Origin of the sequence: Paraburkholderia flava, from assembly GCF_004359985.1 — a bacterium.
Taxonomy (GTDB): Bacteria; Pseudomonadota; Gammaproteobacteria; order Burkholderiales; family Burkholderiaceae; genus Paraburkholderia; species Paraburkholderia flava.
Genome location: NZ_SMRO01000001.1, coordinates 333,493 through 348,002, shown reverse-complemented (window position 1 = coordinate 348,002; position 14,510 = coordinate 333,493). Strand labels below are relative to the sequence as shown.

At 63.0% G+C, this 14,510-nt stretch carries 15 protein-coding genes; 5 read left to right on the top strand and 10 right to left on the bottom strand.

Features of this window, described 5'->3' with window-relative positions; all coding sequences use genetic code 11:
• Position 1: 1 nt before the first annotated feature.
• Both E1748_RS01515 and E1748_RS01510 read right to left on the bottom strand, forming a co-directional pair.
• Positions 2-1,090, bottom strand: coding sequence for an alpha/beta hydrolase (locus E1748_RS01515; protein WP_133645392.1), 1,089 nt, complete (start codon positions 1,088-1,090; stop codon positions 2-4).
• A gap of 116 nt (positions 1,091-1,206) precedes the next feature.
• Positions 1,207-2,151, bottom strand: coding sequence for an AraC family transcriptional regulator (locus E1748_RS01510; protein WP_133645391.1), 945 nt, complete (start codon positions 2,149-2,151; stop codon positions 1,207-1,209).
• A gap of 213 nt (positions 2,152-2,364) precedes the next feature.
• Between E1748_RS01510 and E1748_RS01505 the strand changes: the two genes are divergently transcribed.
• Together E1748_RS01505 and E1748_RS01500 are read left to right on the top strand one after the other, a co-directional pair.
• Positions 2,365-3,279: an NmrA family NAD(P)-binding protein gene (locus tag E1748_RS01505; protein WP_133645390.1), complete on the top strand. Its 915-nt coding sequence runs from the start codon at positions 2,365-2,367 to the stop codon at positions 3,277-3,279.
• 11 nt (positions 3,280-3,290) lie between these two features.
• Positions 3,291-3,479 (top strand): hypothetical protein, encoded by a 189-nt coding sequence (locus E1748_RS01500; protein WP_133645389.1) that lies wholly within the window; start codon positions 3,291-3,293, stop codon positions 3,477-3,479.
• A gap of 16 nt (positions 3,480-3,495) precedes the next feature.
• Here the strand turns inward: E1748_RS01500 and pilV are convergent, their stop codons facing one another.
• From pilV to ribA, 4 genes are all read right to left on the bottom strand, one after another.
• Positions 3,496-5,223, bottom strand: coding sequence for a shufflon system plasmid conjugative transfer pilus tip adhesin PilV (gene pilV, locus E1748_RS01495; RefSeq protein ID WP_166653489.1), 1,728 nt, complete (start codon positions 5,221-5,223; stop codon positions 3,496-3,498).
• 385 nt (positions 5,224-5,608) lie between these two features.
• Positions 5,609-6,349, bottom strand: coding sequence for an SDR family NAD(P)-dependent oxidoreductase (locus E1748_RS01490; protein ID WP_133647184.1), 741 nt, complete (start codon positions 6,347-6,349; stop codon positions 5,609-5,611).
• A gap of 129 nt (positions 6,350-6,478) precedes the next feature.
• The gene (locus tag E1748_RS01485) at positions 6,479-7,399 is read right to left on the bottom strand and encodes a LysR substrate-binding domain-containing protein (protein WP_133645387.1); all 921 of its coding nucleotides are present in this window, start codon (positions 7,397-7,399) and stop codon (positions 6,479-6,481) included.
• 57 nt (positions 7,400-7,456) lie between these two features.
• Positions 7,457-8,101 (bottom strand): GTP cyclohydrolase II, encoded by a 645-nt coding sequence (ribA, locus tag E1748_RS01480; protein ID WP_133645386.1) that lies wholly within the window; start codon positions 8,099-8,101, stop codon positions 7,457-7,459.
• Between the two features lie 226 nt (positions 8,102-8,327).
• On the opposite strand from ribA, the gene E1748_RS01475 reads away from it, so the two are divergent.
• Complete coding sequence (locus tag E1748_RS01475) at positions 8,328-8,768, top strand: CBS domain-containing protein (RefSeq protein WP_133645385.1); 441 nt, start codon at positions 8,328-8,330, stop codon at positions 8,766-8,768.
• Positions 8,769-9,055: 287 nt separating this feature from the next.
• Here the strand turns inward: E1748_RS01475 and E1748_RS01470 are convergent, their stop codons facing one another.
• Positions 9,056-9,394, bottom strand: coding sequence for a DUF4148 domain-containing protein (locus E1748_RS01470; protein WP_133645384.1), 339 nt, complete (start codon positions 9,392-9,394; stop codon positions 9,056-9,058).
• 239 nt (positions 9,395-9,633) lie between these two features.
• A complete protein-coding gene (locus E1748_RS01465) occupies positions 9,634-10,284 on the bottom strand; it encodes a DNA-3-methyladenine glycosylase (RefSeq protein WP_133645383.1) in 651 nt (216 codons plus the stop codon).
• 407 nt (positions 10,285-10,691) lie between these two features.
• Between E1748_RS01465 and E1748_RS01455 the strand changes: the two genes are divergently transcribed.
• Positions 10,692-11,060 carry a BON domain-containing protein gene (locus E1748_RS01455; protein ID WP_133645382.1) on the top strand — a complete coding sequence of 123 codons (369 nt, stop codon included), beginning with the start codon at positions 10,692-10,694 and terminating at the stop codon, positions 11,058-11,060.
• 73 nt (positions 11,061-11,133) lie between these two features.
• On the opposite strand, the gene E1748_RS01450 is transcribed toward E1748_RS01455, so the two are convergent.
• Positions 11,134-12,288 (bottom strand): acyl-CoA dehydrogenase family protein, encoded by a 1,155-nt coding sequence (locus tag E1748_RS01450; RefSeq protein ID WP_133645381.1) that lies wholly within the window; start codon positions 12,286-12,288, stop codon positions 11,134-11,136.
• Between the two features lie 160 nt (positions 12,289-12,448).
• On the opposite strand from E1748_RS01450, the gene E1748_RS01445 reads away from it, so the two are divergent.
• Positions 12,449-13,540 carry a calcium:cation antiporter gene (locus tag E1748_RS01445; protein ID WP_133645380.1) on the top strand — a complete coding sequence of 364 codons (1,092 nt, stop codon included), beginning with the start codon at positions 12,449-12,451 and terminating at the stop codon, positions 13,538-13,540.
• A 26-nt stretch (positions 13,541-13,566) separates the two neighbouring features.
• Here the strand turns inward: E1748_RS01445 and E1748_RS01440 are convergent, their stop codons facing one another.
• Positions 13,567-14,442, bottom strand: coding sequence for a LysR substrate-binding domain-containing protein (locus tag E1748_RS01440; protein ID WP_133645379.1), 876 nt, complete (start codon positions 14,440-14,442; stop codon positions 13,567-13,569).
• Between the last annotated feature and the right edge of the window lie 68 nt (positions 14,443-14,510).

Below are 14,510 nucleotides of genomic sequence, written 5' to 3'. Positions count from 1 at the left end.
ATCAGACGCCCTGCGTCTTCAACCGGTTCGCATGCGTGCGGATCACGGCGACTGGGTCCGCTGCATTTGCGCCGCGCACGCCGAGCAACTGATTGATCTCGTCGAGGTGATTCCACTTGTAGGTGGTACTCAGCACCTTGCCGAACAGCGCACTGCACACCGACACAAGCCCGTCGTTTTGTCCCGACTGCCGACCGATCATCACGGTGCCGGTCGCGTAGAGCGCAGGCGTCGAGATGTCCAACGCGTTTGCCACGTCGATCGGCGCGACACTGGTGTCGACCGCACCGGTCACACCGAACACGCTGACCGGTTGAATCGCGCTGCCCGCCCACGAGTACAGCAGATGCGTATTGCCGTTGACCGTCTCGCTCGACGCGCCCGTTTTGCACGAACCCGGCGCGCCTAATCCGGCGCTCGGATAGTTGATGTTGTAGGCCGCCGCCTTTGCGGTGGTCAACGTCTGCAGCGCGGCGATCGCATCCTGATTCGTGATGTGCGTGCTGTTCGTGAGCACGCCGAACAGGTTGGCGAACGTCGCGAGTATCGGGGTCGACAGGCCGGTCGGATCTTTCTTCAGCGCATCCTGGACGAAATCCGCGAACTCGGAGCCGCGATGTGGCGTGCTGATCGTCGTGACCGATGCGACGAGTTCCGGTGCGACGGCCGCGACATAGCGCGACGTGGTGCCCCCCTGGCTGTGACCGATCAGATTGACCTTCTGTGCGCCAGTGGCCGCAAGCACCTGCTTCACGTAGGCGAGTACCTGTTCGCCGCGTCCGTTCGGACCGTCGTCGCTCTGGAACCCCGACAGGTTCGCGACGTAGACGGTGGCGCCATGTTGCTCGAGATCGGACTGGATGCCGTACCAGTAGTCGAGCACGCCCAGGTACTTGTCGGTGCCCGTGAGACCGGGGACGAGAACGATCGGATAACGCGTCGCGGCGTAGGTGTCGGTCGTAGCCGTTGCCGCTACCGCCGGTGCGATGCTCGACGGCAAACCCAGGCTCAACATCGCAATAAGCGATGCGTTGCCCAGTGTCGCCGCAAGTGCCCATGCGACAACGCGTGCTCTTTTTGTTTTAGCCATGTGACAGTCTCCCGTGCAAAGTCCGCGTATTTAGCACTGGAAACAGTGAGAGCAGCAATAGTGCGCGGTAGTGCACGGACTCCAGACGCATGCACCGGGCCACGCACGCAAACTGCTTAACGCGTGTGCAGCAAAAGCCGTCTCTTATCGTCGACGTCGTCGTTCGTGGGCTCTGCGATGCGCGTCGCATGCGTAGACGAACGGACCAGTTCGCGCGGCGTGACGCCAAGCAAACGGTTCATCCAGTGCGCCATGTGGCTCTGATGCGCGAAGCCTGTTTCGAGCGCGACCTGGCTCGTGCTCAAACTCCCTTGCAACAGCAGCAGACGCGCACGTTCAACACGCCGCTCGATCACATAGCGATGCACCGGCATGCCGAGCGTCTCGCGAAACAGCACCTTGAAATGCGGCACGCTCAAATCGGCGAGCGCGGCTAGTTCGGTCAATGTGAGACGCTGGTCGAGATGGCTTTCGATGTAGTCGACCACACGTGCGACCATGCGCGGCGCGAGCGTGCGGCGCTTTTCTACGAGCGCCGGTGCGCCTTGTGTCAGGCGCACGATCATCGCCGTGCACAGGCTCTCCGCATACAGCGGATCGGATTTCTCGTCGGCCTCGAGTTCGGCGCGCAGCGCCCACGCGAGATGCTGAAAACGCGGGTCGCGAAACTGGAGGCGCGGCTCTATTTGCGCATGCGACGGCTTCACGCCGAGCTGTTCGAACGTGGTCTTCGCGAATTCGCCGCCGATCCAGATGCGCAGCACCGTGCAGTCCGATTCGTCCGTCCATTCGCCGTCGTAGCCGACGGGAATGACATCCGCGTCGCCGTGCGCCTGAATCCGCGCAAGACGACGGCCGCCGCACACGCAATGCGCCTTGATCGGTGTACCGACATGCACGCCTATGCGATGGTGCACGCTCGCCGGAACCCTGTGCACGCCCGCCGGAATCGCGATCAGTTCGGCACCAAAGCCTTTCCAGCCGTGGCCCGCGCTGGAACGCAGGCTGGCGCGCGGGCCGGCATACGGAATCACATCGGATTGGTGTATCGCTGAGGCCATCGCATGTCCCTGCTGAGGAAGTCGAATCTGCGAGCATTGTGCTTCGTTTCGATCCGCTTTGCATGACGTCGCCGCGATGCGTGATCCGGGTCCGTGAAAATCGTCATCCAGATCTGCGCAACGTCATCCCTGGCTGCGCGCGACGCGCTTCCGCCGCGCTTACGATCGCTTCATCGTCGGCCATACCCGGACCCGGCAAGGAGCAATCCAATCGTGTACATCATCTTCGGAGCAAATGGGCAGGTGGGACGCGCGAGCATTACCGCGCTGCGCCGTGCCGGCCAACCCGTCCGCGCCGTGCTGCGCGAACAGCACGACGCACGGCAACGCGAATTTTTCGAGCAGTCCGGCTGCGACGTTGCATTCGCCGATCTGCGCGATGCACGCGCCATCGGTGAAGCGCTGCGGGATGCGACCGCAGTGCAGATGCTGTGTCCGTTGCCGAACGACGACCCGCATCCCGCGCGCACAATGCGCGAAACCATCGCTGCAGCAGTCGACGCATTGAGCGCGCATCGGCCGCCTCTCGTGCTCGCGCTGTCCGACTATGGCGCCGAGCTTGAACACGGCACCGGCATTACGATGCTGTTCCATGAACTCGAAGCCCGGCTGAAACCGCTTGCGGGACCCGACACGCATCTGATCCTGCTGCGCGCCAGCGAACACATGCATAACTGGGCGCGTGTCGTACCCGCTGCTATCGCGACGAATCGGCTGCCGAGTCTGCATCATCCATTGACGAAACGCTTTCCGACCGTCGCTGCGCAGGACGTCGGCACGCTGGCGGCCGAACTGATGACGACGCCGCGCGATGCGCGCTCGCTGCGGACCGTCAGCATCGAAGGGCCTCGACGACTCGATGCTCGCGACGTCGCGCATGCGTTGAGTACGGCGCTCGGCCGCCCGATCGATGCGCTCGAACTGCCGCGCGACACCTGGACCCCGACGCTCAAGCACGCGGGCCTCAGCGACGAGCACGCACAACTGATCGTCGATCTGTACGACGCGCACAACGCGGGGCGGATCGACGTCGAACGTGATGCAACCGAGCGGTACTTCGGCGCGACGGATCTGGCCGACGTGTTCGCCACGCTTGTGCCGCATGTCGTGCAGAGTCTCGCCCGCTAACGGAGACTTCAATGTCTACTTGTCCTTTGTTGCGCGCCACGTTTGCTCCGCAAGCGACACGTCGCCGTTCGAACAATCGCTCGCACTGGCTTACGCTGTTCGCGCTCGTCGTAGCTGCCGCGAACATCGTCGGCTGGTTCGGATTACGCGACCTGCTGAACGCCATCCCCGACAGCAACGACGACTTCACATTCCCGTAGCGCATGTGAGCGACGATCAATAGAACGGCGTAATGGTCCATGACGTGACGACGCCGGTCGTTGGCGTGCGCGTATTGCCGTTGCAGAAACTCGTCTGGAACGCCGCGGAATTGACCGATGAATTGAAGATGATCCAGAACGTCGTGAAGCGGACCTGATAGCCCTTGTTGTTTTTCGCCAGTTCGTGAGCGAGCGTGATGTTGATGTTCGTCAGATCCCCACGAATCGCCGACGACTGGTTCACCGCGCTGGCGATCGTCGCGCCGGTGTCCACGTCGACCAGTTCCGCGTACAGCGTCACGTACGCGCCGCCGCCTGCGCTCAGATCCTGCGGCGCACCCGGGCAGTTCGTCACGAACGAGTCCGTCATATGTGCCCACGAATAGACGACGATGTTGCCGTTGCGCGGCATCTGCGGCACGTTGCGCGTGACGACGGATTGCCAGTAACCCATCGCGTTGTTGAACACCGGCGCGCCGGACGGAGCCACGGTACAGGGGAAATCGGAGGTGCCGGGCTGACCCACTGCAATCGCGCAGGCGGAATCCATCGGTACCGACGTCGGGTTGATTTCCGACTGCGTCTGCCATGTGGGACCACCGCCTGACAGAGTGCTTGTGCAGGTGAGTACGCGGCCGGTCGCATCGGTCGTCACTTCGGTGGTGCTGGTCGAAGGCTGCGGACACGGCGCGCCAAGCGTGCCCGAATTGCCGAGCTGAAGATTGCCGTTCTGATCCACCGCGAGCGCCTGCCAGTTCGCGCCGTCGTAGCGGTATGCGCGGTTTGTGTCGGTGGCGATGACGATGTCGTCGGCATAGAGCGACTTCGGGTCGACGTTCGCGAGGTCCGCCTCTTTTGCGACCGTGCCGCGCCAATGGAACGACGCCTGCGGCATCCATTTGCCGGTTCCGCTGAGGCAGGTCACGACGTTGCCCGCGCTGTCGGCGGCGACCGCTCCGGTATTCGCGCATGCCGCGTAATCGGTCTGTACCGACAGGATGATCGGCACCTGCATCGTGTTCGCTGCGAGATCGTTCGGCACGGAAACGCGGTACAGGTAGTCGGAATTCTGCACCTGGTTGCCGTTGTAGTAGACCTCGCTCGCGAGATGCCCCGTGCCGGTTTTCGTCGTCGTGCACGATGCGCCCGCCGGGTTCGGCGACGTCAGCGTCCATGCACCGAACGCGCCGATCGCAGAACCTGCCGCATTGTTGGTCGCGGGAATCGAACCGCCGCCCTGTCCCGAGTTCGCGGCGATGTAGCCGAGTTCCGAATCGGCGATCGTCGTACCGCCTTCAGTGACGAGCAACCCGACCAGCGCGCCGTTCGAGTCGGTGTAGACGAGCAGACAGGGAGTCTGTCCGTACGGATTGGTTGTCCGCATCGCGGCGGGCAAAAACTTCGACAACTGATACGCGCCGCCGCTGTTGAACGGCACCACGACAGGAACAGTCGGCGAGGCCTGTTGCGACAGCGTCGCTGCATTCGTCTGGATCAGTTGCTTCGCGGCCACGCCGATCTGCTGCTGGTACATCGCCGTCTGCTGTCCGCGCATGTCCTCAAGCGACGAGTTGATCATCGCGACCACGCCGGTGACCATCAACGCGGAAATCGCGAGCGCGGCGAGAATCTCGATCAGCGTGAAGCCGCGCATCGAACCACGCATGCGGACACGCGAGAGATCTCCGCTCGTACCGATGCGCACAACGCGACCGGTCCACTTCCCTGCCTTCAGCTTTCGCATACCCGTCTTTGTCCGCTGCATCACGCGGACCCGCCGTGTCCGTTCTGCCCGTACAGGAATGTCTCGTGCGTCGACGCGTTCCTGTATCCGTTCGTCAGCGGTCTGAAATCAGGATCCGTCAATTGAAATGCATGCCGGACATCCACCGACTACTCATGGTCTTTACGGCAGTAAAAGCGCTTCCTTTAGTAAAAAAATCGTTGCGTCGATTGATGATTTTCGCTTCTCATGCAGCCACGCAAATGCGTTAGCAAACGGTCGAAAAATGTATTGCCGTCAATACGAAAATTCAGCTTGAAAAGCGAAGCGATAGGGAATGAATGGACGCGACGATGCTATCCGCCGAATTACAGCGGATAGCATTCGAAATCCGGAGATCACTCGCTCAGGACGTGAAGCCGCCGTCGGTGAGAATCGTGCGACCCGTGACCCAACGCATATCATCGGATGCAAGCGATGCGATCACATCCGCGACATCGGCCGGTTCTGCGAGACGTCGTAGCGGCGTCTGTTCGGCAAGCGTTGCGCGGACCGCGTCGGGAATATGTGCAGTCATGTCGGTACGCGTCACGAACGGAGCCACCGCGTTCACGCGAATGTTCCGCGGCCCGAGTTCGAGCGCGAACGCACGCGTCAGCGTCTCGACAGCGGCCTTGCTCGCCGAATAGATGCCGTTCTCCGCATGCGGCGCGCTCGCAAGATTCGACGACACATTGACGATTGCACCGCCGCCGGCGCCGAACAGCGGCGCGAACGCCTGCGTCATCAGCACGACGCTGAGCGTGTTCTGGTTGAACTGTTCGGCAAAAAACGCGGCATCCAGATCGCCGATCGCGCGCTCACCATAGACACCCGCGTTGTTCACGAGCACATCGATCGTACCGAAGCGCTGCGCAACCGCCGCCGCGAGCGCGCGTACCGACGCAGTATCGGACACGTCGGCCTGAAACGCTTCGGCGCGTCCCCCGGCGGCCGCGACTTCGGCGACCACCGCTGCTGCGGCCTCGCGCTGCTTCCTGTACACGACCGCGACGGTCGCGCCGCGTGCGGCAAGCGCGCGTGCGGTTGCCTTGCCGATACCGCGCGATGCGCCGGATACCACCGCTACTTTCTGCTGCAGATTCATCATGACTCTCCGTTGACGGGCGGCTCACCTGCCTGCCCCTTGAGAGTCAATGTAGCGATGCACCCCGCGAACGTCGAGACGTGGCCGCGGAACGCGGCGTGCCGCAAATGGAACGCCGATGGGGAACGTTTATCGGGCTGTCGTGAGAGGTTCGGTACCGGCGGTCGGCCAGCGTGCCTGCAGAAAATCGAGCAGCACGCGTGCGGCCTGCGTCATCCCGCGACGCGACGGATACATCGCATGAATCGTCACCCCTTGCGAGCGCACATGCTCCAGCACGCGCACCAGACGGCCGTCGCGCTCGGCGGCTTCGCACAGATTGCACGGCAGTTGCGCGAGACCGGCGCCCGCCATCGCGAGTTCATGAATCGCGAGCAGATTATCGACGGCGATGACCGGCACGACGCGCACCTCGACCGGCTCGCCCGCTTCGCCGACAAACTGCCATGGCCTCGGCGCAACCAGCGTGCCTTGTGCGAGGCACGGAAAATCGGCGAGTGCGTCGAGCGACTGGGGTGCTCCAGCGGCGAGCAACGATGGATGCGCATAGACCGCAGATCGGGAGCGAGCAATCGATCGCGCAACGACATCTTCCGATGCGAGCGGCGCCGCCGACGCGCGAATCACGATGTCGATACGCTCTTCGGTCAGATCGACGAAGCGGTTCGACAGCGACAGTTGCACACGTACACGAGGGTAGGTTCGCGCGAATTCCGCGAGCAACGGCGGCAGTATCGTTTCGCCGAGCAGTAGCGAAGCGTTCAGGTGCAGGATACCGCTCGGTTCGTCGCGTGCGTGACTGGTCAGTTCGCGAATCTGTTCGACCTTTGCGAGCGCTTCGCGCGCCTGCGCGGCGACTTCCTCGCCGACCGGAGTCAGGCCAAAGGCATGCGTGGAACGATGCAGAAGCCGCACGCCAAGCGCCGTTTCAAGCATCGCCACGCGACGCGACAGCCGCGACTTCGCGATACCCGTGCTGCGCTCGGCCGCACTGAAACCGCCGGCATCGACGACCTGCACGAACAGGAAGAGATCATCCAGATGTTCCATGAGCGGCACCGCCCTCGCGTGTCGGCGAACCTGTCGGCCACCGCGCGCCAGGACGCGTTATTCGTTTTCGTCGAAGTAGTGGCCGAACTTGGCCTGCTTGGTGCGGATGTAGCGCTCGTTTTCCTCGCGCATCGGAATCGCGAGCGCGACCCGTTCGCAAACCGGAATGCCGTGCCGCACGAGCGAATCGAATTTCTCCGGATTGTTGCTCATCAGCCGGACCGACGTGACCTTCAGTAGACGCAGGATGCCTGCGGCCGAATTGTATTCGCGCGCATCGTCGGGCAGGCCGAGATCCAGATTCGCCTCGACGGTGTCGCGCCCCTGCTCCTGCAGCGCATATGCACGGATCTTGTTGCTCAGACCAATGCCGCGCCCTTCATGGCCACGCAGATACAGCAGCACGCCGCAGCCCTCGGCCGCGATGTAGCGCAGCGCGAGATCGAGCTGTTCGCCGCAGTCGCAGCGATACGAACCGAACACGTCGCCGGTCACGCATTCGGAATGCAGACGCGTCAACACCGACTGCTGGTTCTCGATGTCGCCCATCACGAGCGCGAGATGTTCGGCACCGCCATCGACGACGCGAAACACGTAGGACTTGAAGGTGCCGTAGCGCGTGGGAAGCGTGGCGGTGGCATCGAGAACGACGCATTCGCCGGTGGAGCAGTCCGCGATTGACGGATCTTGAGACGTGGGCATGGCGTTGAATGGTGAAGCGGACATAAACCGGCGAGTCGCCGGGTACCGTTGGGAACTGGAGTGTACCGCTAATCGATCGGACGCACCGCCCGGCCGCGCGGCCCCTGCCTTAATGCACGCGACAGGCACGCGACGCGCGCGCCGCTGCCGCCTATACTGGAGCCGTCTGTCCTCACCACGGCGCGTCACACGCTGGCGTGCTGCACTGCGAAAACGGAGCCGCCCCATGACTAGCGTTTCCCAGGTACTCAAGTCGAAGCCGAACCATGACGTCTACACGATCGCCGCATCGGACTCGGTGTTCGACGCGATCAAGCTGATGGCCGACCGGCAGATCGGTGCGCTGATCGTCACCGACGGCGACGCGATCGCCGGCATCGTCACGGAGCGCGACTACGCGCGCAAGGTCGTACTGATGGAACGCTCGTCGAAGGACACACCGGTGCGGGACATCATGAGCAAGGCCGTGCGCTTCGTACGGCTCGACCAGACGACCGACGAATGCATGGCGCTGATGACCGATCACCGGATGCGTCATCTGCCTGTCATCGATCGGGAGAAACTGGTGGGGATGGTATCGATCGGCGATCTGGTGAAAAACATCATCGCCGAGCAGCGATTCACGATCCAGCAGCTCGAGCAGTACATCTCCGGCGAGCACACCTGAACCGTTTCGCAGCAAAAAAAGCCCAAGCCGTGATGGTTGGGCGAAGCCACCTTGCGGCGGCGGAGGTTCCTGGAAACTTGTAGCGGCTGCGGACAACGTATGAAGCAACGTCCGCCTGCCGTGCATGAATGGTCAGCGCGCATGCGTCGCGCGAGATCCAGCGGGGCGCCATTCATCCGACGCGCCCGCTGGAAACCTGTATCTGCTTACCTGAGTACTTCGCTGGTTACTTCGCGTGCACTGCGTACGCGACGGACATCAACCTGCCCGCCGCATGGCTGCGCCAATCAGTTACCGAAGTAGATCGAGCGTTGCGGGCTAGCCGGTTGCACGGCACCCGATTGCGACGAACCGTTCGTCGACGAACCATAGCCGCTCGTGTCCGCGACCGGCAGTTGCGCTTGCGCGATACCGGATTGCACATCGACGCGATGTTCGGCGGCCTGGATGTTAGCGGGGTATTGCGCGTCCGACGATTGCGCCGGGTTGTAGCCGGCCTGTTCGACCTGAATCAGCTCCGAACGCACTTGAGCACGCGTGAGGCCTTGATCGGCCGATTGAGCGAACGATGCAACCGGAGCTGCAAGAACGGTGGCGATGAGTGCTGCCTTGATGAACGTCTTCATGATAATTACCTCCAGATGTTTTTTCTGCTCTGCTTCTCACACCATGTGGAAGCGAGTGACTTCAGTGTAGGAGGCAGAGCATCAAGGGAAAACCCTTAATCGGGAGAAACATATTTGCCAGATCGGCAACAATGCTTGAAGAGTGAGCCTATCCGCCGGATAGCAACGCAGCAGCGCGCAATAATTGCAGAGATGTCAGACGAAGGAAAATACTGCCGAACCGCGACCGCGTCGGGCATTCATTCGTCGAGCGAAGCACCCGGGGGCGGCGGCACGAGCAACTTGCGCGGCCCGCTGACGAACGGACTCCCCACTTCGTAAAAACGCAGCAGCCGATGCATCTCGCGCGACAGACCGATCCGTTTCGTCGCGCCCACCTCCGGCACGCTTGCGGGATTCGTCGCGAGCCTGCCGATCCACAAGCCGTGTCCCGCACATAGATCCGTATCATCGAACGACGGACCGATGCCGAACGCCATCGTCAGGCGGCCGGGGCCGCGCGCGAGATCGAGACGCTTGATACCGGGACGGCGTGCCTCCATCGCGGCGATGCCCTCGAGCGGCTCGACCGCTCGAATCAGAATCCCCGCGCCTACGTCCTCAAGCTCGCTCGACATATTGAGCATGTACGACAGCCCATACGTAAGCCGCACATACGCATGACCGCGCGCGAGAAACATCGAACCGTTGTACGGGCGCCGCCCTTGAAACGCATGGCTCGTCGAATCGCCGAGCGGGTACGCCTCGGTCTCTACGATGCGTCCGCTCAACCGTCCTTCGGGCAGATCATGAACGAGATACTGGCCGACCATGAAGCGCGCCAGCTCGACGGTATCGATCGGGAGATCGTCGCGGGTCAGCGCGACGATGGGAAGCAGCGAAGCATTCATGCGGATCGGATCGGTGAAGAAATACGGCGGACGATTCAATGAAACCTGGCAATACATACCAGCGGCAAACCAGCGGCAAACCAGCAACCCATCGATGCACCACATCAATACGCTCACAATACCCGAGCGCAATGCTCGAATCGAAGCACGCGTTTGCCGATTGGAGTATCTTTATTCGCGGCCCGCAACGGTAGACACCGCAAGCCTCTCACGTCGATCGCAGTTAGCTGCAGTAGCACTCGCTGTGGCGACATACAAGAGGATTGCCGTCGACCCACGCGGCGCGCGAACCGCTTCGCGCGCATCGGCATGCAACAGTATGCCGTCGGTTCAGCTGCAGTTTCCCCGTGGTGTAGTGCACCGGCCCACTGAAGGGTCCTCGCGACGCATGACAAAGGAGAAAACAGATGAAGGTAATCAACGCAGTCAAGATCGTCGGTAGCGCGCTCGTCGTGCTGGCATCGCTCAACGCGTATGCACAAGCGAGCGACACTGACGCCGCAGCGTCGGCGACGCCTGCCGCTTCGGCGAAGGCTCAGAAGAAAGCAGTCCGTTCCGAAAACCGCGCACTGCAACACAAGGTGCGTACCGCGCTGACCAAGGCAGGTGGCATCAGCACGTCGAACATCACGGTCCGCGCACGCGGCGGCGACGTGACGCTGCAAGGCTCGGTGCCCGAACAGGGACAAAGCGACAAGGCCACCGAAGCCGCACAAGGCGTGGCCGGCGTGAAGTCCGTGAAGAACGCACTGGCGATCCGTCCGCAAGGCCAGTAATCCATCCTCGGCATCACAGGCTGCCGCCGTTCGCAACGAACGGCGGCAGCCTCTCTCTCCCTTCTGCGTCAAACTATCCGCCGAACGTCCGCAGCAACTCGCGTGCGATCACGATCTGCTGGATCTGCGTCGTGCCTTCGTAGATGCGAAACAGCCGCACGTCGCGATAGAACCGCTCGATCCCGTACTCGCTCATGTAGCCCGCGCCGCCGAAAATCTGCACTGCACGGTCCGCGACCCGCCCGCACATCTCCGTCGCGAACATCTTCGCGCACGATGCCTCGCTCGTGACCCGCTCGCCCGCATCGCGACGCTTCGCCGCATCGACGATCATGCAGCGCGATGCGTAGATTTCCGCCTGGCTATCCGCGAGCATCGCCTGGATCAGCTGGAATTCGGCGATCGGTTTGCCGAACTGCTTGCGCTCGAGTGCATAGCGCACGGCATCGGAGAGCATCCGCTGCGCGGCGCCGGTCGCGACCGCCGCGATATGCAGACGTCCCTTGTCGAGCGTCTTCATCGCGGTCTTGAAGCCGACACCTTCCCGCTCGCCGATCAGGTTTTCCGCCGGCACCCGGCAGTTGTCGAAGATCACGTCGCAGGTATGCGCGCCCTTCTGACCCATCTTGCGATCGGTCTTGCCGAGCGACAGCCCCGGCGTACCCGCCTCGACGACGAACGCGGAGATCGCGTCGGCACCCTTGCCCGCCGGATCGGTGCGGGCCATCACGGTGAACACGCCGGCCTCGGGCGCGTTCGTGATGAAGCGCTTCGTGCCGTTGAGCACGTAGTGATCGCCGTCGCGTACGGCGGTCGTGCGCAGCGATGCGGCGTCCGAGCCCGCTTCCGGCTCGGTCAGGCAGAACGAGCCGATCAGTTCGCCGGACGCAAGCCGTGGCAGGTATTTTTCTTTCTGCGCGGGCGTCCCGTCGAGCACGATGCCGGTCGACCCGATACCGTTGTTGCTGCCGATCGCCGAGCGAAACGCCGGCGACGTCATCCCGAGTTCGATCGCCGCGAGCACTTCTTCTTCCATCGTCAGGCCGAGTCCGCCGTATTCTTCAGGCAGGCAGAGCCCGAACAGACCGAGTTCGCGCATCTCGTCGAGCAGCGCGGCGGGGATCTGGTCAGTCTCGGCGACGAGTTCCTCGTTCGGGACGAGTCGCTCCCGGACGAATCGCGAGATGCTGTCCAGCAACAGGTTCAAGGTTTCCTGGCTACGAATCACAATGGCTCCTTCGATGTCTTTCCCACCCGCCCCGGCGAACGGTAAAAAACAAATATTCCTTTTATTTTAATATATTAGCGTCGATTCTTGAGATAATAGATCAACTCTGTTTCGCCGCTTCCACTTCTTCACCCGAGTCACTTCAACCCAGGACATTCCGATGACAACGACCTCGACCGCGCTGCCTCGCTGGACGATCGCCGTGCCGATCGCCGCATGGATCGTCCTCGGCGTATCGCTCGCACTGCCCGGCAACGGCTGGCTGCTCGCGCTGGTCGCGCTCGCGCTGGCCGGCTCGGTGTTCGCGGCGGTCCATCATGCCGAGGTCGTCGCGCATCGGGTCGGCGAGCCGTTCGGCACGCTGGTCCTCGCGATCGCGGTCACGGTGATCGAGGTCGCGCTGATCGTGTCGGTGATGCTCGGCGCGGGCCCGGAGAAAGCCGGGCTCGCACGCGACACCGTGTTCGCGGCGGTGATGATCGTGTGCAACGGCATCGTCGGGTTGTGTCTGCTGGCCGGTGGTCTGCGGCATCGCGAGCAGGACTTCCAGATCCGCGGTGCGAGTGCCGCGCTGTCGGTACTCGCGGTGCTGTCCGTGCTCACGCTCGTCATGCCGAACTATACGAGCACCGAACTCGGCCCGGTGCTCACGCCGTCGCAACTGGCGTTCGCGGGGATCTCGTCGCTGGTGCTGTACGGCGTGTTCGTGTTCGTGCAGACCGTCCGGCATCGCGACTTCTTCCTCGCCGACAGCGTACGGCCCGGCGACGAAAACGCGCACGCGGCGCCGCCCAGCAATACCGTGACGACCCTCAGCAGCGTGCTGCTGGTGGTGTGTCTCGTCGCGGTCGTGGTGCTCGCGAAGCTGCTGTCGCCGGCCGTCGAACGCGCGGTACTCGGCGCCGGCTTGCCCGAAGCCGTGGTCGGTGTCGTGATCGCCGCGCTCGTGCTGCTGCCCGAAGGGCTCGCCGCGTTGCGCGCAGCACGTGCCGACCGCCTGCAGACGAGCCTGAATCTCGCGCTCGGCTCCGCGCTCGCGAGCATTGGACTGACGATCCCGACCGTCGCGGTGGTCTTCCTGTGGACCGGCCAGCCGCTCGCGCTCGGTCTTGGTGGCAAGGAAACGGTGCTGCTGTTCCTGACGCTGCTGGTCGGCACGTTCACGCTGAGCACCGGACGCACCAACATCCTGCAAGGCGCCGTGCATCTGTCGCTGTTCGCCGCGTATCTGTTTCTGTCGCTTGCACCTTAGCGCGTCAGCAAGCGCGGGTACGCTCGCTAATCCGCCCAGTGCGCGGCAATCCAGTCGTGGAACAGCCGCACCTTCTGCTGATGCGCGACCGCATCCGGATAAACGAAGTAGTAGCGCGCGCCGGTCGTCAGTACCGCGTCGAACGGGCGCACCAGCCGCTTCGCGGCGACGTCCTCGTCGATCAGCGCGAGATCGCTGATCGCGACGCCGAATCCCTGTAGCGCCGCATTCGTCGCGAGATCGAGCGTATCGAAGCTCGGGCCGAGCGACGCGTCGATATCGCTGACGTCGACGTAATCGAGCCACATTTTCCAGTCGCGATGATCGCGTGTCGGATGCAGCAGCGTGTGACGCGCGAGATCCGCAACCGACGCGAGCGGCTTGTCCCGCAACAACTCCGGCGTGCAGACGGGCGTCAGGCGTTCCTCGAACAGCGGCACCGCCTGGACGTCCACGCCCGGCGACGTGCCGTAGATGATCGCCGCATCGAACGGCTCGCCCTGGAAATCGACGTCGTGCTGCCACGTCGTCGTGATCTGCACGTGCAGTTCCGGGTTGCCCGCCTGGAAGCGCATGATCTTCGGCAGCATCCAGCGCATCACGCAGGTCGGCACCTTCAGCGCGAGGTCGGTGCGCTGTCGTGTGAGACGCAGCGAAATTTCCTCGATGCGCGCAAAGCTCTCCTTGACTGCGGGTAGCAGCAGTTCGCCTTCGGCGGTGAGCGTCAGCCCTTTCGCGTGCCGCTTGAACAGCGGGAACCGGTAGTACTCCTCGAGCGCGAGAATCTGCCGGCTGACCGCGCCTTGCGTCAGACACAGGTGATCCGCCGCGCGCGTGAAGCTGCGATGGCGCGCGACCGTTTCGAAGATCTGTAGCGCGTTTAGTGGAGGAAGTCGGCGCATGGCGAGCGGGGCATCGGAGTCTCAGGTATCAGGAAAATTCATCGCGACGCTGAGCAGGGGAGATCTGA